Source organism: Streptomyces sp. NBC_00620 (assembly GCF_026341825.1).
GTDB lineage: Bacteria > Actinomycetota > Actinomycetes > Streptomycetales > Streptomycetaceae > Streptomyces.
The window spans coordinates 165,478-187,999 of record NZ_JAPENY010000002.1 but is presented as its reverse complement, the minus strand read 5'-3'; the positions used below and the strand labels follow the sequence as shown (position 1 = coordinate 187,999).

Annotated in this window: 18 protein-coding genes; 9 read left to right on the top strand and 9 right to left on the bottom strand. The window is 71.2% G+C overall.

Annotated features, from left to right (window positions below; genetic code table 11):
* Positions 1-32: 32 nt before the first annotated feature.
* From OG246_RS20005 to OG246_RS19990, 4 genes are all read right to left on the bottom strand, one after another.
* Positions 33-701 (bottom strand): spherulation-specific family 4 protein, encoded by a 669-nt coding sequence (locus OG246_RS20005; protein ID WP_266464986.1) that lies wholly within the window; start codon positions 699-701, stop codon positions 33-35.
* Positions 698-2,674 carry a hypothetical protein gene (locus OG246_RS20000; RefSeq protein WP_266464983.1) on the bottom strand — a complete coding sequence of 659 codons (1,977 nt, stop codon included), beginning with the start codon at positions 2,672-2,674 and terminating at the stop codon, positions 698-700. Before OG246_RS20000 ends, OG246_RS20005 begins: the two co-directional genes overlap by 4 nt.
* Positions 2,671-4,191, bottom strand: a complete 1,521-nt coding sequence (pelF, locus tag OG246_RS19995) for a GT4 family glycosyltransferase PelF (RefSeq protein WP_266464980.1) — start codon at positions 4,189-4,191, stop codon at positions 2,671-2,673. The genes OG246_RS20000 and pelF overlap by 4 nt, the downstream gene beginning before the upstream one ends.
* 119 nt (positions 4,192-4,310) lie before the next feature.
* Positions 4,311-6,332 carry a hypothetical protein gene (locus OG246_RS19990; protein ID WP_266464977.1) on the bottom strand — a complete coding sequence of 674 codons (2,022 nt, stop codon included), beginning with the start codon at positions 6,330-6,332 and terminating at the stop codon, positions 4,311-4,313.
* Positions 6,333-6,712: 380 nt separating this feature from the next.
* Here OG246_RS19990 and OG246_RS19985 point away from each other — a divergent pair, with 380 nt between their 5' ends.
* The 3 genes from OG246_RS19985 to sucB all read left to right on the top strand — a co-directional run bounded on the left by OG246_RS19985 (position 6,713) and on the right by sucB (position 11,822).
* Positions 6,713-8,233: a leucyl aminopeptidase gene (locus OG246_RS19985; RefSeq protein ID WP_266464973.1), complete on the top strand. Its 1,521-nt coding sequence runs from the start codon at positions 6,713-6,715 to the stop codon at positions 8,231-8,233.
* A 286-nt stretch (positions 8,234-8,519) separates the two neighbouring features.
* The gene (gene lpdA / locus OG246_RS19980; RefSeq protein ID WP_266464970.1) at positions 8,520-9,908 is read left to right on the top strand and encodes a dihydrolipoyl dehydrogenase; all 1,389 of its coding nucleotides are present in this window, start codon (positions 8,520-8,522) and stop codon (positions 9,906-9,908) included.
* A gap of 108 nt (positions 9,909-10,016) precedes the next feature.
* A complete protein-coding gene (sucB, locus tag OG246_RS19975; RefSeq protein WP_266464967.1) occupies positions 10,017-11,822 on the top strand; it encodes a 2-oxoglutarate dehydrogenase, E2 component, dihydrolipoamide succinyltransferase in 1,806 nt (601 codons plus the stop codon).
* 56 nt (positions 11,823-11,878) lie between these two features.
* On the opposite strand, the gene OG246_RS19970 is transcribed toward sucB, so the two are convergent.
* Positions 11,879-12,544 carry a hypothetical protein gene (locus tag OG246_RS19970; RefSeq protein WP_266464964.1) on the bottom strand — a complete coding sequence of 222 codons (666 nt, stop codon included), beginning with the start codon at positions 12,542-12,544 and terminating at the stop codon, positions 11,879-11,881.
* Between the two features lie 280 nt (positions 12,545-12,824).
* On the opposite strand from OG246_RS19970, the gene OG246_RS19965 reads away from it, so the two are divergent.
* From OG246_RS19965 to OG246_RS19950, 4 genes are all read left to right on the top strand, one after another.
* A complete protein-coding gene (locus OG246_RS19965; protein ID WP_266464960.1) occupies positions 12,825-13,448 on the top strand; it encodes a GntR family transcriptional regulator in 624 nt (207 codons plus the stop codon).
* Positions 13,449-13,742: 294 nt separating this feature from the next.
* Positions 13,743-16,445, top strand: a complete 2,703-nt coding sequence (aceE, locus tag OG246_RS19960; protein ID WP_266464957.1) for a pyruvate dehydrogenase (acetyl-transferring), homodimeric type — start codon at positions 13,743-13,745, stop codon at positions 16,443-16,445.
* A 78-nt stretch (positions 16,446-16,523) separates the two neighbouring features.
* Positions 16,524-17,495 carry a YafY family protein gene (locus OG246_RS19955; RefSeq protein ID WP_266464952.1) on the top strand — a complete coding sequence of 324 codons (972 nt, stop codon included), beginning with the start codon at positions 16,524-16,526 and terminating at the stop codon, positions 17,493-17,495.
* 255 nt (positions 17,496-17,750) lie between these two features.
* Positions 17,751-18,269, top strand: a complete 519-nt coding sequence (locus OG246_RS19950) for a DUF4240 domain-containing protein (RefSeq protein WP_266470749.1) — start codon at positions 17,751-17,753, stop codon at positions 18,267-18,269.
* Positions 18,270-18,287: 18 nt separating this feature from the next.
* Here OG246_RS19950 and OG246_RS19945 read toward each other — a convergent pair whose 3' ends face one another.
* Complete coding sequence (locus OG246_RS19945; RefSeq protein WP_266464949.1) at positions 18,288-18,521, bottom strand: hypothetical protein; 234 nt, start codon at positions 18,519-18,521, stop codon at positions 18,288-18,290.
* A 124-nt stretch (positions 18,522-18,645) separates the two neighbouring features.
* On the opposite strand from OG246_RS19945, the gene OG246_RS19940 reads away from it, so the two are divergent.
* Positions 18,646-18,786 (top strand): hypothetical protein, encoded by a 141-nt coding sequence (locus tag OG246_RS19940; RefSeq protein WP_266464947.1) that lies wholly within the window; start codon positions 18,646-18,648, stop codon positions 18,784-18,786.
* 198 nt (positions 18,787-18,984) lie between these two features.
* Here the strand turns inward: OG246_RS19940 and OG246_RS19935 are convergent, their stop codons facing one another.
* Positions 18,985-19,902: a TIGR01777 family oxidoreductase gene (locus OG246_RS19935; RefSeq protein ID WP_266464944.1), complete on the bottom strand. Its 918-nt coding sequence runs from the start codon at positions 19,900-19,902 to the stop codon at positions 18,985-18,987.
* A gap of 66 nt (positions 19,903-19,968) precedes the next feature.
* Between OG246_RS19935 and OG246_RS19930 the strand changes: the two genes are divergently transcribed.
* Positions 19,969-20,457, top strand: a complete 489-nt coding sequence (locus tag OG246_RS19930) for a GNAT family N-acetyltransferase (RefSeq protein ID WP_266464942.1) — start codon at positions 19,969-19,971, stop codon at positions 20,455-20,457.
* 20 nt (positions 20,458-20,477) lie between these two features.
* On the opposite strand, the gene OG246_RS19925 is transcribed toward OG246_RS19930, so the two are convergent.
* Positions 20,478-21,152: a TetR/AcrR family transcriptional regulator gene (locus OG246_RS19925; protein ID WP_266464939.1), complete on the bottom strand. Its 675-nt coding sequence runs from the start codon at positions 21,150-21,152 to the stop codon at positions 20,478-20,480.
* A 97-nt stretch (positions 21,153-21,249) separates the two neighbouring features.
* Complete coding sequence (locus OG246_RS19920) at positions 21,250-22,434, bottom strand: MarP family serine protease (RefSeq protein WP_266464936.1); 1,185 nt, start codon at positions 22,432-22,434, stop codon at positions 21,250-21,252.
* Positions 22,435-22,522: the final 88 nt, after the last annotated feature.

The window sequence follows — 22,522 nt, the reverse complement described above, 5'->3', positions numbered from 1 at the left end:
CTCAGCCCATGCGTGGCCTCTCGGGTGGCCTCTCACTCAGCGGGCGCAAGGCCGTGCGGCAGGGTTCCCCAGGGGTGTTCGCCCGTTCCCGGCACCGCGCAGTGCAGGCCGGCGCCCCGCGCGCGGGCGGGCGCCGCCACGTCGGCGCCCGCCGGCACACCGTGGACGAGGTGGCACAGCCGCGTCGCTGCGTCCGTCCACGGTGGCGGGCGGTCCTCCCTGTACATGTCGTACGTGTCCCAGGTGCCCTCGAAGGTGACGAGTACGTCGGCGATCCTGGCGTACGAGGGGTGCGGCGCCGTGCCGTGGTTGAGGGCGAGGGTGCCGCAGCCCAGCCCCCGGGCGGCTGTCGCGAGCCGCCGGTAGTACGCGAACTCGGCGATTCCCGAGGCGACCTGGTCGAGGAAGGCCCCGTCGGTTCCGTACCAGGAGCGGTGCCGTGACAGGTCGCGCACGACGGCGGCGCACGGTCTGCGGCCGTAGTCCGTGTCGGTGTACCCGAGCACCCGCACGTCCGCGGCGCGCAGCCGTTCGGCGACCGCGGCGAACGCCGGGTCGGGGCGTTCGCCGGGGCCGCTCGCCGGATTCAGCACGACGGAGTGGAGGCGGGGCGCTGCGGCGATCAGCGCCTCCCACTCGGCGGGGCGGACGGACGGGTGTTCGTAGTAGGGCACGAGGAGGGACTTGCCGGGCTGGTTCATCGGTGGGCGGTCGCCCTTCCCAACAGGCCGCAGACGAGCCCGGTCTGGGCGCCGGCCGCCGCGCCGTTGACGATCAGGCCCACCCAGTGGGGGCTGCCCGCGTGCGCCGCCAGTGCCGCGGTCTGGGCGAGCGCGGCGACGCAGCAGACCGAGGCGGTGCCCAGGACGGCGCCGAAGGACTGGAGCAACAGCCCGGTCCACAGGACCACGCCGAGCAGGAGCAGCCCGGCGAGCCGTACGCCGCCGGTCACCGCGGGTGCGTGCGGCCACAGTGCGGACGTGGCGAGGCTGAGCGCGAACAGCGCGGCGAGGTAGCCGGTGAGGCACCGGACGAGGGTGCCGGACGTGGTGCGCCAGAAGTCCTTCGACGTGCCGCTGGACCGCAGCCCGGCAAGGCTCCCGCTGCGGAAGCGGAACAGCAGCCACTCGGCCGGACCCATGCTGAGCGTCAGCGCGACCGCGGCAGGCGCGGCCACCGCGGTGTGCGCGTCACCTGCCAGTACGTCGCCGAGCGCCACGTAGAGCACGAGGACTCCACTGCCGAGTCCGAAGAGGGCATAGGGCAAGGAGGTGGCGAGCCACGGGACGGCGGTACGGCGTGGACGCGCCGCCTCGGCGAGCGACCGCAGGCGGGTGCCCCGGGCGCCGGGCGCGACGCGGGCCTTGCGCGGAGCAGCGGGGGCCGCCGACCCACGGCCACGGTTCGCGGCGGTACCGCGAGGACGCGCCGCCTCGGCGAACGACCGCAGACGGGCACCCCGGGCACCGGGCGCGACGCGCGCCTTGCGCGGAGCAGCGGGAGCCCCCGACCGGCCGCCACGGTTCGTGGCGGCACCGCGAGAGCGCGCCGCCTCGGCGAACGACCGCAGGCGCGCGCCCCGAGCGCCGGGCGTGACGCGGGCCTTGCGCGGAGCGTCACGGGCCGTCGGACGGTCGCCGGGGCCACGGTTCGGCCGCCCGCGGTCTCCGCTGGGGCCATCCGCCCGCCCACGCTCGCCACTCGTGGCCGTCGAGCCGGTCGTGGCCGTCGACCCGGTCGTGGCCGGGCGCCGCCCGGTCACGCCGATCAGTGTCCCGAACGGCAGCAGCGCCGCGAGCCCCGCGGACCAGCTGCCCTTCCCCGACTCCCGTACAGAAGGCGCCACTTCGAGCAGTGCGAGCAGGGTGACCGCCGCCAGTGAGCCTGTCAGCAGGAGCAGTCTCGGCAGGTCGGGGACCGGATGGAGCATGGCGAGGAGCGCGCCCGCGGTCATCGGCAGCAGGGCGGCGAGCAGGGCCCGTTCGCGGCCCATCACCAGCAGTACGGTGGCGGCGCCGAGATAGCAGGACTGCCCGGCGGCGAAGGCCACCGCCGTCGGTGCGGCCGTGCCCGCCGCGGCGAGCGCGACCAGGGAGCCGAGCAGTATGCCCACCGGGGCGCCGACGAGCAGTGAGCGGCGGGCGGCCGAGCGGTCGCCCAGCCCCAGCAAGGAGTACGCCCGGTGTGCCAGCCCCTGGTTCCAGGTCCAGCCGCACAGCGCCCCGGCGAGCAGCGGGACCGTGCCGGCGGGGAGCCCGAACTCGCCCTTGGGGCCTGCGAGGAGCGGCGCCCCGAGCACGTATCCGAGGCCCGGCAGGGCGAAGACGACACCCCGCAACAGGCAGCCGAGGAGGCTGAGTTGCCACGGGTCGTGAGATGGGCCTTCCGGCTCGGGGTAGTGGCGCTCGACCCGTTCGTACAGTTCCTCGGCGAGGGCGAAGGAGTTCTCCATGCCGTAGCGCTCGCGTATCTGGTCGTCCGACATGCCGTCGGACTCCAGGAGCGCGGCTATCTCGTCGGGGTGGACGGCCGCGGCTATGAAGTCCCGTATGCGTGTGGCGAGTTCGTCGACAGGGTCCGGCTGCGCCCAGCTCGGTGTGCGGCGCTGGAGCGGCACATGCGGGAGTGTTTCCCCGTGTGCACCGGGCGACGGCGTGCGAAGCGAACCGCTCACCAGCCGGTCCCGTCCGTGGCGACCGCCTGGTACCAGGGGTCGCGCAGTTCGACGGTCCAGTCGGCGACGGTCTCGACGGTGGGCTCGTACACCTCGGGCAGGCCCGCCAGTTCCTGGTAGATGGTGCGGAAGGCGTCCACGGAACGGCGCAGTGTGAACCGATCGATGACGCGCTGGCGTGACAACTCGCCCAGTTCCAGGCGGCGTCGGTCGTCCTTCAGCAGGGTCAGCGCGGCGGCGGCCATCTTCTCAGGCTCGCGCGGAGGGACGACGAGACCGGTGTCGCCGACGGCCTCGCGGACACCGCCGACGTCGGTCGAGACCGTCGTACGGCCGCAGGACATCGCCTCGATGATCGAGAAGGGGAAGCCTTCGGAGATCGACGAGAGCATCACGAGGTGGCCTGCCGCGTAGGCGCGCCAGACCTCGCTGATCCGGCCCTCGAAGGTCAGCCCGTCGGTCACGCCCAGTTCGGCGGCGAGCTTCTCCAGCCGGGTGCGGTACTCCTCCCCACCGGGCGGCACAGGACCGAACAGCCGCAGCCGGGTCTCGGGCATTTCGGCGCGCACCATGCCATACGCGCGGAGCAGTGTCTCCAGGTCCTTGATGGGGTCGACGCGACCGCACCAGGTGAGAGTGGGGACTTCGGGCTCGGGGCCCGCGTGCGGGAAGGCGGCCGGGTCGACGCCGTTGTAGACCGTGCGGATCCTGTCGGCCTCGGCGCCGCCGCGCTCCTCCCAGCGGCGGTTGTACTGGTTGCACGGGGTGATCAGGTCGGCCGCCCGGTAGCCGAGGGAGTTCAGCTCGCGGTAGAAGCCGAGCATGAACGCCTTGACGGGCCAGCGCTGTTCGGCACCGCGGTAGTTGAGGTAGCGCTCGCGCAGATAGATGCCGTGCTCGGTGAGGAGGAACGGGACCCCGTCCAGCTGGTGCGCGGCGAGGGCGGGCAGCGTGGCCAGGCCGCTGCTGACCGCGTGGGCCACTGTGTCCTCGGGGATGCGGATGCCGAGTGGGCGAAGTGCGTGCTCCAGCAGGTCCGTTGCCGTCAGCGCGTCGTGGACGGTGGGGCGGGCGGCGGCCGTCGGCAGGTGCGGCATCGTCCAGATCCACATCAGCGAGCGCAGCGCGGCCTCGGTGCGCAGGGCCGCCGACAGGCCTCCGTCGCGGGCGAGTTCGGCCAGCTGGTACAGCGCCTCGCCGAAGTCGCAGTGCGCGTCCGGGTCGAGGAAGGACAGCAGGAAACGCTCGTAGGTGTCGATGAACCGGCGCCGGCCCCGGCCCTGCGGCGCCCGGGTGTGCCCCGGCCGCGGGCCCCAGGTCGGCACGGAGGTGTGTCGGCGGATGTTGGGCGGCAGCTCCCAGGTCACGGGTTCGCGGCCGCTGCCGGTGAGCGAGACGATGTGGAAGTCGACCTCGGGCATGCCCTTCACGAGCTGGTCGCACCAGGTGCTGACCCCGCCGTGGACATGCGGATAGGTACCTTCGGTGAGCATGGTGACATGACGGCCTGTACGCATCGCTGCGCGGCTCCCCCTGTTTATGCGGATGTTCCAGGGGGAACTGCGGACCGGCCGCCGACTGCTTGTCCGTCGTGGCTGGTCGCGCAGTTCCCCGCGCCCCTTTGGGGCGCTGCCCCCTACGGCAGGTTCAGCGTGAGCGCCGACTGCAGCGCCGCCGGCGTGGTCCAGGCCGAGCGCTTGCCCGCGTACGGCGTGCCGAACGTGGCCGTACCGAGCAGGAGTTGCTGCTTGGTCCCTTCGGGTGCGGTCACCGGGATCTGTGTGCCGGACGGAGCGGTGACGGTGACCTTCGTACCGACGCGGTACGCCGTGACCTTGCCGTTCGCGACGGCGGTCGCCCAGGCGGTACGGCGCTGGAGTTCGGTGCCGATCGCACTCTGCCGGGGGTTCACCAGCGGGGTGTTGTCGGCGTGCAGCGCCTTGTAGCCGGCGAGCACCTGGTCCAGGACCGGGTACAGGATGCGGCCCTCGGCCAGGTTGGACTGGTGCACGTAGTGCGGGCGCGGGTCGTTGCCGATGGCGTGCCCGAGTGCGGTGCGGGCCTCCCGCGGGACGATGTACGACGCGTAGCCGGAGTCGGTGTCCAGCGGTGCCGGCAGACACGTGGACGTGGCGTTGTTCTCGCAGATGCCGCTGCCGCCGTCGGCCCTGGACGTGTAGATCCAGTTGTACTCGTCGGCCATCTCCTGCGGCGTACCCGTGTTGTAGTACACGTTCATCGGGTAGCGGGGCACGGTCAGCGCACTGCCGACGGCACGCTGGGCGGGCTCGCGGGAGTTGTCGGAGCCCGTCCACTTGACGCCGTTGGCGGACAGGGCGCCCGCGAGGTTCGGGTTGTCGGCGGGCTGCTGTGGCAGCGTCTTGAGACCCGAGTGCTCGCCGGTCACCAGCTCGGTGCGGTCGGTCGACAGACCGTGCGACTGCGCCCAGTTGTTGTTGTTGGCGATCTCCGCGGAGATGTCGGCCCGGCTCATGTACTGGGTCGAGCCGTCCGCGTTCTTCGCGCAGCTCCACGGCACCGTCGCGGTGTTCTGCACGCAGCCGAGGAACTTGTGCGTGTAGGTGTGGTTCATCCAGCGGAACTTGGCCTTGTCGGCGAGCAGTTGGGTGGTGAGGGCGTCGGTGCCGCCGTTCTCGGTCTTCCACTCCTCGCCGGAGCCCGCGTTGAAGACCATGTCGAGGGTGAAGCCGTTGGCCTGCTGCCACTGGGCGGCGTACACCGCGTCGGCCGCGGTCATCCGGATCGGCGCGGCCTCCTCGCCGCCGGTGCCCACGCAGTCGATGTCGCCGGGCGTGCAGTTGCGCTCGGCGTCCCAGCGGGCGTCGGGTGCGAAGACGTCGTCGACGTGGACGGAGAAGTAGTTCCTGCTCTGTCCGAGGTGAATGCCCTGGGTCAGCCATTCGACGATGCCGCGGGCCAGCAGCTTGAACTGCTGCTGATTCTGGTTGTACGCGAAGGTCACCACGAGTTCACGGCGCCCGTCGTGCGCGTACTGGCCGAGCAGGGTGCCGCCCGTGGGTGCGTCCAGGTAGCTGGTGAACCCGTCCCTCGGGTGGGCCGCGTACCCGTAACTCTCCTGCACCGACGGGTCGTTGTCCTCGAAGGTCAGCGGCCCGTCGAGGTAGCCGAACGGGCCCGCCGTGCCGGCCGCGGTGACCTGGGTCAGCGCGCCGTCCAGCGTGCCGGACCAGCCGCCGTTCTGGTCGGTGTAGTCGAGCCCGACCCCGGGGTGCGCCCAGGTGTAGGCGTCGACCTGCGGGATGCCGTACGTCCTCTCGTACGTCTCCAGGGCGGTCTGCTCGGCCGGACCCAGGCCGAACGGTGCCTCGTTCGGCAGGACGACGCCCTGGTACTTGGCCCGCGGGGTGCCGTTCACCGTGTCGCTCAGGAACGCCGCGTCGATGGTCGGGCGGCCCGGGGCCCCCAGGTCGACGAGGGTGTACGGGATGCCGGTGTTCTTCAGCTCGGCGGTGATGGCGCCGACCTGGCCGACGCCGTTGTCGACGACCAGGACCTTGAGATCGATGCGCGGTGTGGTCGCCGCGGACGCGCCGGGTGCCCCCAGACCCAGCGCCAGCAGACCGGCGGTCGTCAGGACCGCGGATGCCCGTCTCCATCTGCACGCATGTTGCGTCATGTGTAGCCCTCCCCCTTGAAGATCCCCTTTTGGCCGAACCCGGATGAACCTGGCCGAACCCAAATGACCTCGGCCGAACTCGGCCGAACCGAGGAGGATCTGTGGAAATGTCGCGAAGCAGTGAGCGTCGCGCCCACCGGAACACGATGAGTGTTACTCAGGTCACCGGGAGTGAGAGGCGAGAAGAGGCCATGACGCCACCAGACGGTGAATGGTCGCAAGAATGAGCGAAACCCGGCCCCGAGCGTAGGCTCGTCACGGGTACTCGCCCGCCCCGGTAGAGCCCGCCCTCAGGGCCGGATCTAGGGTCGATCGTCGGGCCCGGTCGACCCATCCCCACTCGGCCGAAGCAATTTCAACGGAAGCGAGATTTCACCACCGTGACTGCTCTCACTCTCAGCACCGCCGCGGCGTCCGGTCTGCGGGCCGACGCGATCGTCGTCGGTGTCGCGAAGGGCCCCAAGGGTCCGGTCGTCGCACCGGGCGCCGAGGCCGTGGACAAGGCGTACGACGGCGGGCTCGCCGGCATCCTGGAGACCCTCGGCGCCACGGGCGGCGAGGGCGAGGTGACGAAGCTGCCCGCGCCCTCCGGTTTCAAGGCCCCGGTCGTCGTGGCCGTCGGCCTGGGAGCGGTCCCGGAGAAGGACGACACCTACGGCGCCGAGGCGCTGCGCCGCGCGGCCGGTGCCGCCGCCCGCGCCCTCGCCGGTGCGAAGAAGGCCGCGTTCGCCCTGCCGATCTCGGACCCCGCCGACGCCGGTGCCGTCGCGGAGGGCGCCCGCCTCGGCGCGTACGCCTTCGACGCGTACAAGGAGAACGGCAACGGCGCCAAGAACGGCAAGGCCCCGCTCGGCGAGGTCGCCCTGATCGGCGGCAAGCCCCGTGACGCGGCGTACAAGGCCGCGATCGCGCGCGCCACCGCCGTGACCGAGGAGCTCAACCGCGCCCGCGACCTCATCAACACGCCGCCGAACGACCTGAACCCCGAGTCCTTCGCCGCCGTCGTGTCCGCGGCCGGCAAGGAGCACGGCATCAAGGTGCAGGTGCTCGACGAGAAGGCCCTCGAGAAGGGCGGCTACGGCGGCATCCTCGGCGTCGGCAAGGGCTCGGCCGCCGGTCCGCGCCTGGTGAAGCTGTCGTACACCTCCGCCAAGGCGACGAAGCACCTCGCCTTCGTCGGCAAGGGCATCACCTACGACTCGGGCGGCATCTCCCTCAAGCCCGCCGGGCACAACGAGACGATGAAGTGCGACATGAGCGGTGCGGCGGCGGTCTTCGCCGCCGTGGTCGCCGCCGCGCGCCTGGGTCTCGAGGTCAACGTCACCGGCTGGCTCGCGCTGGCCGAGAACATGCCCTCCGGTTCCGCGACCCGCCCCGGCGACGTGCTGCGCATGTACAGCGGCAAGACCGTCGAGGTCCTCAACACGGACGCCGAGGGCCGTCTCGTCCTCGCCGACGCGCTGTGGAAGGCCTCCGAGGAGAAGCCGGACGCGATCATCGACGTGGCGACGCTGACCGGAGCCATGGTGCTGGCGCTCGGCAACCGCACCTTCGGCGTCATGGCGAACGACGACGCGTTCCGCGCCTCGATCGTCGAGGCCGCGGAGGAGGTCGGCGAGGAGTCCTGGCCGATGCCGCTGCCGGAGCATCTCCGCAAGGGGATGGACTCCCCCACCGCCGACATCGCCAACATGGGTGAGCGGATGGGCGGCGGGCTGGTCGCCGGTCTGTTCCTGCGGGAGTTCGTGGGTGAGGGGATCACCTGGGCGCACCTGGACATCGCCGGGCCCGCGTTCAATGAGGCCGGGCCGTTCGGTTACACGCCCAAGGGGGGTACGGGGTCGGCGGTTCGGACGCTGGTGCGGCTTGCCGAGCTGACTGCCGCGGGGGATCTCGGCTAGCAGCGTGGGGCGACCGCGAGTCCGTCGTGGTCGCTCGCGCCTCTGAAGGGGCGCTGCTGTACGGCCCCGGGTGACAAGTTCACCCGGGGCCGTTTTGTCCCCTCTGCAATCCAGGTGGGACGTGTCACACACCGGCCCGGCGTCTCGCTCGTCGCCGACAAGTGCGAAGATGGGTTCTCGGCAGGACAGGGCCCCCACCACAGGGCCGGAGAAAGAGCGGCCGGACACCAGCCGCCGCCCGGTCACAGTTGACCGGCGTGAGGCGCACATGCATGGAGGACGTGACGTGGCGAACGACGCCAGCACCGTTTTCGACCTAGTGATTCTCGGCGGCGGTAGCGGCGGTTACGCCGCGGCGCTGCGCGGAGCGCAGCTGGGTCTGGACGTCGCCCTGATCGAAAAGGACAAGGTCGGCGGTACCTGCCTGCACCGTGGGTGCATTCCGACCAAGGCTCTGCTGCACGCGGGTGAGATCGCCGACCAGGCCCGCGAGAGCGAGCAGTTCGGTGTCAAGGCCACCTTCGAGGGCATCGACGTGGCAGCCGTCCACAAGTACAAGGACGGGGTCATCTCGGGCCTGTACAAGGGCCTGCAGGGGCTCATCGCCTCCCGCAAGGTGACGTACATCGAGGGTGAGGGCCGCCTCTCCTCCCCGACGTCGGTCGACGTGAACGGCCAGCGCATCCAGGGCCGCCACGTGCTCCTCGCGACCGGCTCCGTGCCGAAGTCGCTGCCGGGCCTGGAGATCGACGGCAACCGCATCATCTCCTCGGACCACGCGCTGGTCCTGGACCGCGTTCCGCAGTCCGCGATCGTGCTCGGCGGCGGCGTCATCGGCGTCGAGTTCGCCTCCGCGTGGAAGTCCTTCGGTACGGACGTCACGATCATCGAGGGTCTGAAGCACCTCGCCCCGCTCGAGGACGAGAACTCCTCCAAGCTGCTTGAGCGCGCGTTCCGCAAGCGCGGCATCAAGTTCAACCTGGGCACCTTCTTCTCGAAGGCCGAGTACACCGCCGACGGCGTCAAGGTCACCCTCGCCGACGGCAAGGAGTTCGAGGCCGAGGTGCTGCTCGTCGCGGTCGGCCGCGGTCCGGTCTCGCAGGGCCTGGGCTACGAGGAGCAGGGCGTCGCGATCGACCGCGGCTACGTCCTGGTCGACGAGTACATGCGCACGAACGTCCCGACCATCTCCGCCGTCGGTGACCTGGTCCCGACGCTCCAGCTCGCGCACGTCGGCTTCGCCGAGGGCATCCTGGTGGCGGAGCGTCTGGCCGGTCTCAAGACCGTTCCGATCGACTACGACGGTGTCCCCCGGGTGACGTACTGCCACCCCGAGGTCGCCTCCGTGGGTATCACCGAGGCCAAGGCCAAGGAGATCTACGGCGCGGACAAGGTCGTCGCTCTGAAGTACAACCTCGCGGGCAACGGCAAGAGCAAGATCCTCAACACCTCGGGCGAGATCAAGCTCGTCCAGGTGAAGGACGGTGCCGTGGTCGGCGTCCACATGGTCGGTGACCGTATGGGCGAGCAGGTCGGCGAAGCCCAGCTGATCTACAACTGGGAGGCGCTGCCGGCCGAGGTCGCGCAGCTCATCCACGCGCACCCGACGCAGAGCGAGGCGCTCGGCGAGGCCCACCTGGCCCTCGCGGGCAAGCCGCTGCACTCGCACGACTGACCGGCGGGCGGCTGACCTTCAGCCACCGGCTGTCCCCAGTCACCGCGTCGAGTAGGGCGCGACGACGACCACAGACTTCCGCACCATTCGTAAGGAGCAACAGAAACCATGGCGGTTTCCGTAACCCTTCCGGCGCTCGGCGAGAGCGTCACCGAGGGCACTGTCACCCGCTGGCTGAAGGCAGAGGGCGAGCGCGTCGAGGCCGACGAGCCGCTGCTGGAGGTGTCGACCGACAAGGTCGACACCGAGATCCCCTCGCCCGTAGCCGGTGTGCTCGCCTCCATCAAGGTCGCCGAGGACGAGACGGTGGAGGTCGGCGCCGAGCTGGCCGTCATCGACGACGGCACGGGTGCGCCCGCTGCCGCCCCGGCCCCCGTCGCCGAGCCCGTGGCCGCCCCCGCTGCCCCGGCCCCAGTGGCCGAGGCCCCCGCGGCTCCGGCCGCCCCCGTCGCCGCCCCTGCCGCTCCGGCCGGTGGCGCCTCCGGTACCGACGTCGTACTGCCCGCACTGGGCGAGTCGGTCACCGAGGGCACCGTCACCCGCTGGCTGAAGGAGGTCGGCGAGGAGGTCGCGGAGGACGAGCCGCTGCTCGAGGTCTCCACGGACAAGGTCGACACCGAGATCCCGTCGCCGGTCGCCGGCGTACTGCTGGAGATCGTGGTCGGCGAGGACGAGACCGCCGAGGTCGGTGCCAGGCTGGCCGTCATCGGCGCTCCCGGCGCTGCTCCGGCCGCGGCTGCCCCGGCGGCTCCGGCCGCTCCCGCCGCCGCTGCCCCGGCTCCGGTCGCCCCCGCGGCTCCGGTCGCTCCGCCTGCCCCCGTGGCACCCGCTGCTCCGGCTCCGGCGCCTGCCGCTCCGGTGGCCGCCGCTCCGGCTCCGGTCCAGCCCGCGGCCCCGGCTCCCGCGCCGGTCGCGGCGCCCGCTCCCGTCATCCCGGCCCCGGCTCCCGCCGTGACCTCCGGTGACGAAGGCGCGTACGTGACCCCGCTGGTGCGCAAGCTCGCCGCCGAGAACGGCGTCGACCTGGCCACCGTCAAGGGCACCGGCGTCGGCGGCCGTATCCGCAAGCAGGACGTCATCGCCGCCGCCGAGGCCGCGAAGGCCGCCGCAGCCGCTCCGGCTCCGGCCGCCGCTGCCCCGGCCGCCGCTGCCCCGGCTGCCGCCAAGAAGGCGCCTGCTCTGGAGGCCTCTCCGCTGCGCGGCCAGACCGTCAAGATGCCCCGCATCCGCAAGGTCATCGGCGACAACATGGTGAAGGCCCTGCACGAGCAGGCCCAGCTGTCCTCGGTCGTCGAGGTCGACGTCACGCGGCTGATGAGGCTGCGCGCGCAGGCGAAGGACTCCTTCGCGGCCCGCGAGGGCGTCAAGCTCTCCCCGATGCCGTTCTTCGTGAAGGCGGCGGCCCAGGCGCTGAAGGCCCACCCGGCCGTCAACGCCCGGATCAACGTCGAAGAGGGCACGATCACCTACTTCGACACCGAGAGCATCGGTATCGCGGTGGACTCCGAGAAGGGCCTGATGACCCCGGTCATCAAGCACGCGGGCGACCTGAACATCGCCGGTATCTCCAAGGCCACCGCCGAACTGGCGGGCAAGGTCCGGGCCAACAAGATCACCCCGGACGAGCTGTCCGGCGCGACCTTCACCATCTCCAACACCGGCTCGCGCGGCGCGCTCTTCGACACGATCATCGTGCCGCCGAACCAGGTCGCGATCCTGGGCATCGGCGCCACGGTCAAGCGTCCGGCCGTCATCGAGACGGAAGAGGGCACCGTCATCGGCGTCCGCGACATGACGTACCTGACGCTCTCCTACGACCACCGTCTGGTGGACGGCGCCGACGCGGCCCGTTACCTGACCGCGGTCAAGGCGATCCTGGAAGCGGGCGAGTTCGAGGTCGAGCTCGGCCTGTAACCGAACCGCTTGTGCGATGCCCCCGTCCGGAACTTCCGGGCGGGGGCATCGCATTTCTAGCGCGGCTTCAGCGTCTTGTCCGACCAGCCCCACAGCGTCTCCACCCACACGTTCGGAATGGACAGCTTGGCGGCGGGCGTCAGCCGCTGCGTCCGGTACGCCCTGAGGACGTCGTACGTCGCGTCGAGGCAGTCCCATGAGGTGAGGTTTCCGGTCTTCGGGTCCCTGCCGACAAGGAAGCCGCGCCCTTCGACCTTGCGGATCATCGCCCGGGCGGCCGGCACATCACTGCTCGTGGATCCGGTGCAGCGGTAGCGGCTGTACGGGTGTTCCGACCTGCCGGGGTAGTACGCGTCCCGGGACATGTCGCCGAGCATGCGGGCGTAGGTGCCCTCCGCGTGCCAGGCGCCGATGTCGCCGCCGGGCGGGGTGTGGAGCTTGCCGGAGGGGTTCTCCACCGCGCCGTAGACCCAGCGGTTCGTTCCCGTGATCCGGAAGCCCCAGCCGACGTGCCCGAGCTTCTGGGCACCGTCCGGCTTGACGAAGACGCAGGCGCCGCCGGAGCCGGTGGGCTGCTGGGGCCCCGCCATCCCGACGACGGTTTTCGTACCGCCGCCCGGCTCCGCCGCCGCCCCCGTGGCCATCTGCTGGCATCCCGTCAAGCCCACAACCAGCCCTGCCACCACTGCCGCCGTCGCCCGGCGAAGCCCGCGCTCGTTCATGTCATCCCCCTGCTGTGCCCAGGGGCGCTCCTGACGGCGACCCCTGTGCCGACCCCCACGCTGTGCGGGCCCCGCGAGTTCACGGGGTGACACGGCCGTGACACCTCCGCACCGCACCCGGTACGGGTCTTTACAAGAACGCTCGCTCTGCGAGCGTGTAAGTCTCGTCTCACCTGCGCGAAAGCGCCCCTGTGCGCCTCTCCTCGGCGGGGGCGCGGCCTTATTGTCTAAACGTCAAACGCCCTTGGGGCCGGCACGCCCCCAGCACAAGGAGCACTTCATGACCGCGCCCGTCGTCCACTCGCTGCGCGAACAGATCCGCGAGCACATCGTGGAGGGGATCGTCAGCGGGCGCTGGAAGCCGGGCGAGCGGATCGTGGAGCGGCGGATCGCGACCGAGCTGGAGGTCAGCCAGACGCCGGTGCGGGAAGCGCTGCGCGAGCTGGAGTCGCTGCGGCTGATCGAGTCGGCGCCCAACAAGGGCGTCCGCGTGCGGAATCTGACCGCGGCCGACCTGGAGGAGAGCTATCCCGTACGGGCCGGTCTGGAGGCCATCGCGGCGGAGCTGGCGGCCGAGCGGCTCGCCCAGGACTGCTCGGCCCTGGAGCCGCACGTCACGGCGCTCTACGAGGCCGACCGGCTGTCCGACGGGACCGGCCAGGTCCGGCACACCGTCGGCTTCCACCGGGAGCTGGTCCGGGCGGCCGGGAACTCGGTCCTCCTGCACACCTGGGAGGGCCTGGGCATCGAGGTGTTCACGGCCCTGTCGATCCGCTGGCTGGGGACCGTACAGCAGTCGTACGCGGAGGAGCACGAGGCCCTCGTGGACGCGTTCCGCCGCCGGGACCCGCTGATCGCCGACCTCGTGAAGGCGCACGTACTGGGCTGCGCGCCACGCGCCTGAAGCACGCGACACACGCACCGCAGAGCACGCGACACAGCGGAGCGCACCCCCGCTCACCTGGGAAAACCCTTTGAATCCAAGGCACCCCGTGCCTGCCTTGAAGGCACCCCGTGCCGACTTTCTCGATCTGGAGAGGTTTTCCCCTGGAACCCTTTGATCGATCATCGATCAGGGAGTTAGAGTCACCCCGGGCTTCCACCAGAGCCCTCAGCCCTGTCCTGCCAAAGACATCAAGGGCACCCGAAAACCCCTTACCGACGAGGGAACCCCCCTCCGCATCCGGAAGGCGGCGCAATGACCGACCCCACCGCTATCCAGCCGAGCGAGCTCGACCAGCTCCCGGACCGCGACCCCGAGGAGACCGCCGAATGGCAGGCCTCCCTGGACGCCGTCACCAAGGCGGCCGGGCCGCACCGTGCCGCGTATCTGATGCGCCGCACACTGGAGCGCGCCGAGGGCAACGGCCTCGCGCTGCCCAAGCTGCTTGAGACCGACTACGTCAACACCATCCCCACCGCCGCCGAGCCCGTAGCGGACGGCGACCAGGCGATGGAGAACCGGATCACCGCGTGGAACCGCTGGAACGCGGCCGCGATGGTGACCCGGGGCAGCAAATACGGCGTCGGCGGCCACATCGCCACCTTCGCCTCCGCCGCGTGGCTCTACGAGACCGGCTTCAACCACTTCTTCAAGGGCAAGGAGGGTGACGGGTCCGGCGACCAGCTCTACATCCAGGGCCACGCCTCCCCCGGCATCTACGCCCGCGCCTTCCTCGACGGCCGGCTGACCGAGCACCACCTCGACCACTTCCGCCGCGAGTCCGGCGGCGACGGTCTGCCCTCGTACCCGCACCCGCGCCGCCTCCCCTGGCTGTGGGAGTTCCCGACGGTGTCGATGGGCCTCGGCCCGCTCTCCGCGATCTACCAGGCGCGCTTCAACCGCTACCTCACCAGCCGCAACATCAAGGACGTGTCCGCGTCCCACGTGTGGGCGTTCCTCGGTGACGGCGAGATGGACGAGCCGGAGTCGACGGCGGCACTCGCGCTGGCCTCCCGCGAGGGTCTGGACAACCTGACCTTCGTCATCAACTGCAACCTGCAGCGTCTCGACGGCCCGGTCCGCGCGAACTTCAAGATCGTGCAGGAACTGGAGGCCCAGTTCCGCGGCGCCGGCTGGAACGTCATCAAGTCGCTGTGGGGCAACGCCTGGGACGAGCTGTTCCGGCTCGACACCACGGGCGCGCTCGTACGCCGGCTGCGCGAGGTACCGGACGCCCAGGTGCAGACGTACCAGACCCGCGACGCCGCCTACATCCGCCAGGACTTCTTCGGCAAGGACCCGGCGCTCGTCGCGATGGCGCAGCTGCTCAGCGACGACAAGATCCTTGAGTGTTTCCACCTCTCGCGCGGCGGTCACGAGGCGAGCAAGGTGTACGCGGCCTACAAGGCGGCCGTCGAGCACAAGGGCGCGCCGACGGTCATCCTGGCCCAGACGGTCAAGGGCTTCACGCTCGGCGAGGGCTTCGCGTCGAAGAACGCCAACCACCAGATGAAGAAGCTGTCCACGGACGAGTTCAAGCAGATGCGTGACCTGCTCGAACTGCCCATCTCCGACAGCCAGTTCATCGACGGTGTGGTGCCTTACGGCCACCCCGGCGCCGACTCCCCCGAGGTCCGCTACCTCCAGGAGCGCCGCGCGGCCCTCGGCGGCCCGGCCCCGGCCCGCCGTACGCACGCGCTCGCGCCGCTGCCCGCCCCCGCCGACAAGACGTTCACGTCCTTCGACAAGGGTTCCGGCTCGCAGAACGTGGCCACGACCATGGCGTTCGTACGCCTGGTCAAGGACCTGGTCCGCGACAAGCAGACCGGTAGGCGCTGGGTGCCGATCGTCCCCGACGAGGCGCGCACCTTCGGTATGGAGTCGCTCTTCCCGTCCCTCGGCATCTACTCGCCCAAGGGCCAGACGTACGAGCCGGTCGACCGCGACCAGCTGATGTACTACAAGGAGGCCAAGGACGGCCAGATCCTCAACGAGGGGATCACCGAGGCCGGTTCCATGGCGGACTTCATCGCCGCGTCCACCGCGTACTCCACGCACGGCGAAGCGATGATCCCGTTCTACATCTTCTACTCGATGTTCGGCTGGCAGCGCACGGCCGACCAGATGTGGCAGCTCGGCGACCAGCTCGGCCGCGGGTTCCTGGTCGGCGCCACGGCCGGCCGTACGACGCTGACGGGCGAGGGCCTGCAGCACGCCGACGGCCACTCCCCCGTCATCGCGGCGACCAACCCGGCGGCCATGTCGTACGACCCGGCGTTCGCGTACGAGGTCGCGACGATCGTCAAGGACGGTCTGCGCCGCATGTACGGCGAGGCGGCGCCCGGCGAGGACCCGAACGTCTTCTACTACCTGACGGTCTACAACGAGCCGATCCCGCAGCCCGCCAAGCCGGCCGGACTCGGTATCGACGAGGGCATCGTCAAGGGCCTGTACCGCTTCAACACGGCCGAGTCGGCGGGTCTTTCCCCGGCCGCCAACGCCGCGCGCATCCAGCTCGTCGGCTCCGGTACGGCGATCCACTGGACCCTCGCGGCGCAGAAGCTGCTCGCCGAGGAGTGGGGTGTGGCCGCCGACGTGTGGTCCGCGACCTCCTGGACCGAGCTGCGGCGCGACGCCCTGGACGCCGACGCGGCGCTGCTGCGCGGCGAGGAGCGGGTGCCGTTCGTACGCCAGGCGCTGCACGGCGCGGAGGGCCCGGTCCTCGCGGTCTCCGACTACATGCGCCAGGTCCCGGACCAGATCGCGCAGTGGGTCGAGCAGGACTACTCCTCGCTCGGTGCCGACGGCTTCGGTCTGTCCGACACCCGTGACGCCGCCCGCCGCCACTTCGGTGTCGACGCGGAGTCGATCGTCGTCGCGGCGCTCGCGCAGCTCGCGCGCCGTGGTGAGGTCAAGGCCACCGCGGTGAAGGAAGCGCGGGAGCGGTACGGCCTGTAGGTTCCGCAGTTCCGAGGCGAAGGGGTACGGCGGTTGCCGTGCCCCTTGGCTGTCGGTGGGGCGCGGCATCATGAACGTATGCGTGCTGCCCGCCTGATCAAGATGGTGCTGCTGCTCCAGTCGCGGCCGTCGATGACCGCCGCCGAGCTGGCGCGGGAGCTGGAGGTGTCCGAGCGGACGATCACCCGGGACGCGCAGGCGCTGTCGGAGGCGGGGGTCCCGGTGTATGCGGACCGGGGGCGGGCCGGCGGGTACCGGCTGGTCGGCGGGTATCGGACGCGGCTGACCGGGCTGGCCCGGAGTGAGGCGGAGGCGCTGTTCCTGAGCGGGGTGCCGGGGGCGCTGCGGGAGATGGGGCTCGAGGATGCGGCCTCGGCGGCCCGGCTGAAGGTGTCCGCGGCGCTGCTTCCCTCGCTGCGGGACGCTTCGCGGACGGTGGCGCAGCGGTTCCATCTGGACGCGCCGGCCTGGTTCAGCGAGCCCAAGGCGCCCGAGCTGCTGCCCATGGTCGCGGACGCGGTGTGGGACGACCGGCGGATCACCGCGCGCTACCGGCGTGGGAAGGCCGAGGTGGAGCGGGCCATTGAGCCGTACGGGCTCGTGCTGAAGGCGGGCGTCTGGTACCTGTGCGCGCGGGTGCCGGAGGCGGGGTCCTTCCGGGTGTACCGGATCGACCGGTTCACGGCGGTGGACGGTGCCGCGGACCGCTTCAGCCGGGAGGAGGGGTTCGACCTGCCGGGGTTCTGGGCGGAGCGGGCCGAGGAGTTCGCCCGGTCCATCCTGCGGGCGGAGGTCGTCGTACGGCTGTCTCCCGAGGGCGTACGGAGACTTCCGTACGTCGTCGATCCCGCGTCCGCTCGGGAGGCACTCTCCGTCTCCGGGCCGCCGGACAGCGGAGGCCGGGTGACCGTCACCCTCCCCGTCGAGTCCGAGGAGGTCGCCCATTCGCAGCTGACGGGGCTCGGGGCGGAGGTGGAGGTGCTGTCGCCGGCGGCGCTACGTGAGCGCTTCGCTGGTGACGCGGCTCGGCTGGCCTCCCTTTACCGGTGAACGCGCCTTTAGGCACCGATCCCCGCCGCTCCGCGGCGGCTCTCCCACCCACCCACCCGACTCGCCCCGCTCCCCAGCACCCTTCTCCGCCGCTCCGCGACGGGTCTCCCACCCACCCGCCCGTCTCGGCCCGCTGACACGGCTCCCTCGAAAATCCGCCCGAACCCGGCGGTTTTACCTTCGGCATGTGCACGCATAACAATCTGCGGCACTCCACGTGCGTCCCTCCCGTCCAGGCCCGATGCTTGACCCGTGATGGACGAGACGGAGTTCTGGGAGCTGGTGGACGCGACCCGTGAGGGCGCCGAGGGCGACCCCGAGGAGCAGGCCGACCTGCTCGTCGAGCGGCTCCTCCAGATGGACCCGGACTCGGTCCTGGACTTCGCCCGGCACTTCGAGTCCCGCTACAACCGCGCCTACCGCTGGGATCTGTGGGGCGCGGCCTGGGTTCTGCTCGACGGTGCCAGCGACGACGCCTTCGACTTCTTCCGGTGCTGGCTGATCGGCCAGGGCCGGGAGGTCTTCGAGGGCGCGCTGCACGACCCGGACTCGCTCGCCGATCTCGTGGACGACTTCGACGAGGAGATCGACGGCGACGGCGAGGAACTGGGCTACTCGGCGGACGAGGCGTACGAACAGCTCACCGGCGTCGTCGCCCCCGACCTGGGTATTCCGCCCGCACCGCCCGAGCCGGAGGGCACACCGGTCGACTTCGAGAACGAGTCGGCGCTCGCGGATCGCTATCCGAAGCTGTGGGAGCGGTTCAGGGGCTGAACCCTCAGGCCGCCGGCCTCAGGTCGCCAGAGTCTTCCGGCGGCCGGTGTCCGAGGGGATGTACGCCTGCGTCTGGTCGAGCTTCACCGCGTGGTACATCGGCGCCGCGTTGGCCTGGTCCAGGGCCGACGCCGTGACCGCGGCCGGCCCCAGGACGACCGTCACCATCGCGCAGACCACAGTCCACGGACCGCGCGCCGCCCTGGCCCAGCCGGCACCCTTCTCCGGGGTTTGCCTACGACTGCCGCTCATGATCCCCACCTCCAGTCAGTGCGTACGACGACGGTAGGACGCCCGGCTCTGGGAATTCTGTGAACCACCTGCGGCATGGCTGTGGTTGTGGTTGTCGCGGTGGTTCCGGATGTGCCGTGAGGTCGTGACCGACCTGTATAGCGAGGCCAGTTGGTACGCCGCCGAGCACCTCAACCACTCCGCGTACGCGGTGTTCGACGACGCGGCGATACCGGCGGGGGCGGCGGTGCTGGCGGAGATGGCGTTGGGGCGGGTGCGGGCATAGTTTTTTTCGCCCCCTCCGCCCCTACCCGTCCCGTTCCTGGGGCTCCGCCCCAGACCCCGCTCCTCAAACGCCGGAGGGGCTACCCCCTAGCCCGTCCGGCGATTGAGGACGAGGCCGTCCAGGCCGAAGCGGGGGTCTGGGGGCGGCAGCCCCCAGGAGCAAGGGACGGGTAGGGGCGGAGGGGGCGAAAAAACCTCTTCACCGCAGCGCCGCCCGCAACGCCCCCTCGATCGTCGGAAACGCGAACGTGAAGCCCGATTCAAGAAGCCGCGCGGGAAGCACCCGCTGGCTGCCGAGGATGTCGTCGGACATGCCGCCGAGGGCGAGGCGGAGAAGGGGCGCCGGCGTCGCGAGGACGGTGGGCCGGTGCAGGACGCGCCCCATCGCCTCGGTGATCTCACGGTTGGTGAGCGGCTCCGGGGCCGTCAGGTTGAACGGACCCGACAGCGACTCGGTGTCGATGAGGTGCCGGATCGCGGCCACCTCGTCGTGCAGCGAGACAAAGCTCCAGTACTGACCGCCGGACCCCATCCGCCCCCCGAGCCCCGCCTTGAAGAGCGGGAAGAGCTTCCCCCAGGCCCCACCCTTGCGGGCCACCACCAGCCCCGTACGGACGAGGACCGTGCGGACGCCCGCCTCCTGGACGGCAGCCGTCGCCCCTTCCCACTCCACGCAGAGGGAGGAGAGGAACCCGTCCCCGGCCGGCGCCGACTCGTCCACCGCCCGCCCGTCGGTGTCCCCGTAGAACCCGATCGCACTGCCGTTGACGAACACCCCCGGCGGCGAGTCGAGCGAGGCGACCACGTCGGCCAGCGTCTTCGTGCCGAGCACCCGGCTGCGGCGGATCTTCTCCTTGTACGCCTTGGTCCAGTACCGCGAAGCGACCCCCGCCCCGGCGAGGTTGACCACCGCCGCGCACCCCTCAAGACGCGCCGCGTCGAGCCGGTGGCCCTCCGGATCCCACTGGACCTCGTCCTTCCCGACGGGCGCCCGGCGGACAAGGCGGATCACCTCGTATCCGTCCGAGGTCAGGGAACGCGCCAGCGCCGACCCGATCAGACCGGACGCACCGGCGATCGCGACGCGGGAACCGGGGGCAAGGCGTGAGTCGCTCATGGGTCCATAGTGCCGCGCCCGCCGGGGAATCAGAGGGCCGGGTGGGGCCGCCGTACAGTGATCCTCATGCCGGTTCCGCATATACGTTTCGCCACCTTCGACGACGAGGACACGCTCGGCCGACTCGACCGCGTCACCTGGTCCCCGCTGCACGCCGTCACGCCGCGCCCCCGTCCGCCGTACGAACCCTTCTACAACGAGCGGTTCGGGCCGCGTGATCACCTCGTCGCCGAGCTCGGCGACGATGTCGTCGGCTACATCCGGCTGGGGTTCCCGACCCCCCTCCCCTGCAACTCCCACGTGCGGCAGATCCAGGGCCTCGCGGTGGCCGACGAGGCGCGCGGTGCCGGAGTCGGGCGGGCGCTGCTACGGGCCGCGCAGGAGGAGGCGCGGCGGCAGGGGGCCCGGCGCATCACGCTGCGCGTGCTGGGGCACAACACCCCGGCGAGGAAGCTCTACGAGTCCGAGGGGTTCGTGGTGGAGGGGATCCTGCCGGAGGAGTTCCTGCTCGACGGCGCGTACGTGGACGACGTACTGATGGGGCGCCATCTCTGACCGTGAGGTGCCGGCTGCGATCAGCCCTCCCCTCCCCCTGCCGGACTTCCGGCCAGCAACGGGCGCATGCCGCCCATGAGTTGACGCAGGCAGCGCACCGCCAGTTCGGCCGGGGAGCCCGGCCCCCGTACGTCCGCGTCCGTCTCCGCCCAGGCCTCCAGGGCGACCCTGATCGCGTCCGTGGCCACCGCGGCGGCGAGGCGGGCCTCCAGGGGGTCCGCCCCGATACCGGCGAGGCGGGTCACCACCGGGATCAGCTTCTCCTCGGAGTCCTGGTTGACGCGGTACCAGACGGCGCGCAGGGCCGGGTCGTCCACGGCCGCCCGGAGCAGCGCACGGGTGAGGTTCAGGCCCTCGGCCGCGTGCTTGTCGGGGCTGGACAACGCCTCCTTGATCGCCTTCTCCAGTGCTTCGGGAAGCGCTGTGCCCGGTTCTGTCACCGCGAGCAGGTCGCGCCAGTGGTCTCCGCCTGCGGAGAGCAGCGGGCCGACGGCGTCCTGCTTGTTGCGGAAGTACCGGTAGAAGGTGCGCAGCGCGACTCCGGCGCGGCGGGCGATGTCCTCCGCCGTGGTGCCGTCGGGGCCGTACTCCATGAAGAGTTCCGCCGCCGCGCGTGCGATGTCGAGCTGGGTCGCCGCTTTGCGTCGCTCGGTCAGGGAGCGGGCGGGCGGTGCGGGGGACGGCTGGCTGCTCACCGGAGAAAGGGTACGCCCGGAATCGGTGCGGGGGCGCTTTACGCCGACATGGCAAAACGTGCCACAGGGGCGTAACGCCGACCCCGGCTCCTGAGTGTCAGGAGGCGATGAGGTCGCCCGTGTCCACCGCCGCCGTGGCGTTCGCCGCCTGCCGGGCGTCGCCCGCGACCTCGTCCGCCGTCAGAACGTAACCCGTCTCGTCGTCGGAGGTCGAGCGGGCGAAGACGACGCCGTACACCTTGCCGTCGGTGGTGAGGAGCGGGCCGCCGGAGTTGCCGGGGCGGACGGTGGAGCGGATCGAGTAGATCTCGCGGGTGACGGTGCCCGTGCTGTAGATGTTCTGGCCCGTCGCGTCGATCCGGCTCGCGACCGTGGCCGCCTGGAGGTCGAGCCCGCCGTCCTGCGGGTAGCCCGCCACGACCGCCGAGTCGCCGCGCGTGGCGGTGTCGTCGAAGGGGAGCACGGGCGCCTTGAGGCCCGGGACGTACAGGACGGCGACGTCCTTCTGCGGGTCGAAGAGCACCACCGTCGCCTCGTACGCACGGCCCACGCCGCCCACCCGGACGGTCGGCTCGTCGATGCCCGCCACCACATGGGCGTTGGTCATCACGTGCTCCGACGCGTAGACGAAGCCGCTGCCCTCGCGGCCCTGGTTGCCCGAGACGCCCTCGACCTTCACCGTGCTCAGCTTGGCGGCGTTCGTCGCGGTCGCCGTGACGCTGTCCCCGGAGGGCTTCGCCACACCGGCCGCCGGCTCGTTCTCGAAGGGGTTGAAGACCTGCGGGAAGCCCGCCTCCGTGAGCGCCGAGGTCGCGCGCGAGAACCAGGTCGGTGTGGTCTCCGGCATCGCGTCCTGTACGGCGCCAAGGAGCGCCGAGTTGCGGATCGACTGGGTGACGACGGCGGACGAGGAGGCGCCAAGGACGCTCGCGGCCACCCAGGCCACAAGGAGCACGGCCACCGTGTTCGCCGCGGCTCCGCCGATTCCGTCGGCCACCCGCAGCGGCCCGCGGTCCAGCTCGCGGCGCAGCTTCAGCGCCAGCCGTCCCATCAGCTCGTGGCCCACCACGGCGGGCACGAGCACCGTAAGGACGGCCGTCACCGTGGCCCCGGGTGTCCCCGGCTCCACCAGGTCCATCATCCACGGCAGCACCCATACGCCGATGACGGCGCCGCCCACGAAACCGGCCAGCGAGACACAGCCTGCGACCAGGCCGCGACGGTAGCCGGACGCCGCGTAGGCCAGGATCACCAGCAACAGCAGGAGGTCGAGCAGGTCCACGGGGCCGCCTTTCTCTCGGGCCCCCTAGTACGCGTGACGCGGGCCCAGTGATCAGGCACGCGCACGTGCCTGGACCTCTAAAAACGTC

Coding starts and splice junctions, on each gene's coding strand:
- OG246_RS20005 (WP_266464986.1), bottom strand. CDS start 701: ATGAACCAGCCCGGCAAGTCCCTCCTCGTGCCCTACTACGAACACCCG.
- pelF (WP_266464980.1), bottom strand. CDS start 4,191: ATGCGTACAGGCCGTCATGTCACCATGCTCACCGAAGGTACCTATCCG.
- OG246_RS19990 (WP_266464977.1), bottom strand. CDS start 6,332: ATGACGCAACATGCGTGCAGATGGAGACGGGCATCCGCGGTCCTGACG.
- sucB (WP_266464967.1), top strand. CDS start 10,017: ATGGCGGTTTCCGTAACCCTTCCGGCGCTCGGCGAGAGCGTCACCGAG.
- OG246_RS19970 (WP_266464964.1), bottom strand. CDS start 12,544: ATGAACGAGCGCGGGCTTCGCCGGGCGACGGCGGCAGTGGTGGCAGGG.
- OG246_RS19965 (WP_266464960.1), top strand. CDS start 12,825: ATGACCGCGCCCGTCGTCCACTCGCTGCGCGAACAGATCCGCGAGCAC.
- aceE (WP_266464957.1), top strand. CDS start 13,743: ATGACCGACCCCACCGCTATCCAGCCGAGCGAGCTCGACCAGCTCCCG.
- OG246_RS19955 (WP_266464952.1), top strand. CDS start 16,524: ATGCGTGCTGCCCGCCTGATCAAGATGGTGCTGCTGCTCCAGTCGCGG.
- OG246_RS19950 (WP_266470749.1), top strand. CDS start 17,751: ATGGACGAGACGGAGTTCTGGGAGCTGGTGGACGCGACCCGTGAGGGC.
- OG246_RS19945 (WP_266464949.1), bottom strand. CDS start 18,521: ATGAGCGGCAGTCGTAGGCAAACCCCGGAGAAGGGTGCCGGCTGGGCC.
- OG246_RS19935 (WP_266464944.1), bottom strand. CDS start 19,902: ATGAGCGACTCACGCCTTGCCCCCGGTTCCCGCGTCGCGATCGCCGGT.
- OG246_RS19930 (WP_266464942.1), top strand. CDS start 19,969: ATGCCGGTTCCGCATATACGTTTCGCCACCTTCGACGACGAGGACACG.